Origin of the sequence: Bradyrhizobium sp. (assembly GCF_049798375.1) — a bacterium.
GTDB lineage: Bacteria > Pseudomonadota > Alphaproteobacteria > Rhizobiales > Xanthobacteraceae > Bradyrhizobium.
The window spans coordinates 1-3,294 of sequence record NZ_JBARGP010000667.1; the positions used below are offsets into that span (position 1 = coordinate 1).

At 66.8% G+C, this 3,294-nt stretch carries 3 protein-coding genes; 2 read left to right on the plus strand and 1 reads right to left on the minus strand.

Annotated elements, in window-relative coordinates; genetic code table 11:
* Both WA702_RS26050 and WA702_RS26055 read left to right on the plus strand, forming a co-directional pair.
* A partial coding sequence (locus tag WA702_RS26050; protein ID WP_425113419.1) for a PDZ domain-containing protein occupies positions 1 to 786 on the plus strand: 786 nt, incomplete at its 5' end.
* On the plus strand, positions 783 to 2,120 hold the full coding sequence (locus WA702_RS26055) for a replication-associated recombination protein A (RefSeq protein ID WP_425113420.1): 1,338 nt from the start codon (positions 783 to 785) through the stop codon (positions 2,118 to 2,120). The genes WA702_RS26050 and WA702_RS26055, both read left to right, overlap by 4 nt.
* A gap of 2 nt (positions 2,121 to 2,122) precedes the next feature.
* Here WA702_RS26055 and WA702_RS26060 read toward each other — a convergent pair whose 3' ends face one another.
* Positions 2,123 to 3,073, minus strand: a complete 951-nt coding sequence (locus tag WA702_RS26060) for an alpha/beta hydrolase (RefSeq protein ID WP_425113421.1) — start codon at positions 3,071 to 3,073, stop codon at positions 2,123 to 2,125.
* Between the last annotated feature and the right edge of the window lie 221 nt (positions 3,074 to 3,294).

Sequence of the window (3,294 nt, forward strand, 5' to 3'; positions counted from 1 at the left end):
GCGGCGATCAATCCCGGCAATTCCGGCGGCGCGCTGGTCGACATGACCGGCAAGCTCGCCGGCATCAACACCGCGATCTATTCGCGCTCCGGCGGCTCGCAGGGCATCGGCTTTGCCATTCCCGCCAACATGGTCCGCGTCGTGATCGCGTCCGCCAAGAGCGGTGGCAAGACGGTGAAGCGGCCGTGGCTCGGCGCCAAGCTGCAGGCGGTGACGCCCGATATCGCCGACAGCCTCGGCCTGCGCTCGCCCACAGGGGCGCTGGTCGCCAGCGTGGTGCCGAACAGCCCGGCGGCGCGTGCGGGGCTGAAGGCCTCCGACCTGATCACGGCGATCGACGGCCAGGCCATCGACGACCCGAACGCCTTCGACTACCGTTTCGCCACCCGTCCGATCGGCGGCACCGCGCAGATCGACGTGCAGCGCGGCGGCAAGCCGGTGAAGCTCCAGGTCGCGCTGGAGACCGCGCCCGACAGCAACCGCAGCGAGATGGTGATCAATGGCCGCTCGCCGTTCCAGGGCGCCAAGGTTGCCAACATCTCGCCGGCGGTCGCCGACGAGCTGCACCTCGATGCCGATACCGAAGGCGTGGTCGTGCTCGAGCCGGGCGAGGATACCACGGCGGCCAATGTCGGCTTCCAGAAGGGCGACATCATCATGGCCGTCAACGGCCAGAAGATCGTCAGGACCTCCGAGCTCGAGAAGCTCTCGCGCGACGGCTCGCGGATCTGGCGCATCACGCTGCTGCGCGGTGGCCAGCAGATGAACGTCACGCTCGGCGGATGAGTCCGAAGCGGCCGCAGCAGGGCTCAGGCTCCAATCTCTTCGCCGCGGCGGGGCTGGAGCAGGATGCGCCCCGTCCGCTGCCGGAGAAGCTGCGGCCGCACCAGCTGTCAGACGTCGTCGGCCAGGATCACATTCTCGGGCCCGACGGCGCGCTGACGCGGATGCTGGAGACGCGTACGCTCGGCTCGCTCATTTTCTGGGGGCCGCCGGGCACCGGCAAGACCACGGTGGCGCGGCTGCTGGCTGACGCGACCGAGCTGCATTTCGAGCAGATCTCGGCGGTGTTCTCCGGCGTCGCCGACCTGAAAAAGGTGTTCGACGCGGCGCGCAGCCGCCGTGAGATGGGCAAGGGCACGCTTCTCTTCGTCGACGAGGTGCACCGCTTCAACCGCGCCCAGCAGGACTCGTTTCTGCCCGTGATGGAAGACGGCACCGTGGTGCTGGTCGGCGCCACCACCGAGAACCCGTCATTCGAGCTCAACGCGGCCCTGCTGTCGCGCGCGCGCGTGCTGGTGTTCCATTCGCTCGACGCAGCTGCGATCGAAAAGCTCTACGCCAATGCGGAAGCGGCCGAGGGCAGGGCGTTGCCGCTGGATGACGAAGCACGCGCGGTGCTGATCCGGATGGCCGATGGCGATGGCCGCGCCGCGCTGACCTTGGCCGAGGAGGTCTGGCGCTCGGCGCGCAAGGACGAGATCTTCAACGCGGTGCAGCTGCAGGACATCCTGCAGCGTCGCGCCCCGATCTACGACAAGTCGGCCGACGGCCATTACAATTTGATCTCGGCGCTGCATAAGTCGGTGCGCGGCTCCGATCCGGATGCGGCGCTGTATTACTTCGCGCGTATGCTCGATGCCGGCGAGGACCCGCTGTTCCTGGCGCGGCGCATCGTCCGCATGGCGGTGGAGGATATTGGTCTGGCCGATCCGCAGGCGCTGGTCGTCGCCAACGCCGCCAAGGATGCCTATGACTTTCTCGGCTCACCCGAAGGCGAGCTCGCGATCGCGCAGGCCGTGATCTATGTCGCGACCGCGCCGAAATCGAACGCCGCCTACAAGGCGTTCGGCGCCGCCAAGCGGGTGGCGAAGGAGAACGGCTCGCTGCTGCCGCCCAAGCATATTCTCAATGCGCCGACCAAGCTGATGCAGGGCGAGGGCTACGGCTCAGGCTATCAATACGACCACGACACGCCGGACGCGTTCTCCGGCCAGGACTATTTTCCCGAAAGCCTGGGGCGGCAGCATTTCTACGATCCGCCCGAGCGCGGCTTCGAGCGCGAGATCAGGAAACGGCTGGAGTATTGGGACAAGCTGAGAAAAGAGCGGGGCGGTTGATGTTATTTCCCCGACTGCATGAACTCCGCGATCTCCCGCGTCAGCCGGTCGTCTTCGGTGTTGATCGAATAGACCTCCGACATGTGGCTGTGCTGCGGCAGCATCACCGCGCGGGCGCAGCCCGATGGACGTTTGCAGGTGGCCTGCCTGAGCAACTCGAACTGCTCGACGAAGCGCGGCGGATCGAGCTCGGCGGAGGCGATCAGCAAAGGCAACGCAGTGGCCTGCAGGCCTGCGAACGACGAGCGCTCCTGGTAGCGCGAGGGATCGGAGCCGAAATAGGCCAGCTCGGGGTCGCCGAGCGGGGAGGCCGTGAGATCGTAGATGCCGGAGACCATGATCGCGCCGGCGAGGCCGCCGCCCTGGACCTTGTAGAATTCGGGATGCGCGACATAGCTCGCGACATGCACCGCGCCGGCCGAATGGCCCATCAGGAACACGCGGCCCGGATTACCGCCTGACTTCGGCACGTTCGCCGCGACCCATTGCACGGCGTTGGCGATGTCCTCGGCGGCGGCCGGCCAGGGCGATTTCGGTGCCAGCCTATAGGCCATGTTGACCCCGACATAGCCGTGCCGCACGGCCCACAGCATGATGTTGTCGTAGAACGGGCTGTCCGGCGTGGTGCGCTTGTTGCCGCCGATGAAGGCGCCGCCATGCACGAAGATCAGGACCGGTCGCGGCCCGCCGCCGTTGGCATCGGGCGTAAAGACATCGAGCAAATTGCGCTCGGCCGGGCCGTATTTGACGTCGCGCTGCACCTTGACGCCCTGATACGGCTCCTTCTCCTGCAGCGGCGCGTAGATCGCGGCCGTCTTGACCGGGTCGACCGTGCGGCCGATCTCGATCAGCTTCCAGGCGATATCGTCGGGCATCGGGCTCTGCTGGGCCTGTGCGGACGTCAGCCCCAGCAATCCTGCCGCGACCATCAGGGTCAGTTTCGCCCACGCCATCCGATCTGCTCCAGCCTGTGACGCAAGTCCTTGCCCGCCGAATTATAGCGATTTCGCCGTGACTGACAGTGGCTTTTGGGATACCCACCGGCCATGAGCCGCCGTATCAAGCGAACCACAGCCCGGTCGGACCGTCCGGCCGACCGCCGCAAGGGCGATCGTCCCGGGGACATCAAGACCGAGCATTCCAAGAGTGATCGCCCGAAGGGCGAGCGCACGCG

Bases quoted from the DNA above. Each gene is read 5' to 3' on its own strand.
- WA702_RS26055 (WP_425113420.1), top strand. From the start codon at position 783: ATGAGTCCGAAGCGGCCGCAGCAGGGCTCAGGCTCCAATCTCTTCGCC.
- WA702_RS26060 (WP_425113421.1), bottom strand. From the start codon at position 3,073: ATGGCGTGGGCGAAACTGACCCTGATGGTCGCGGCAGGATTGCTGGGG.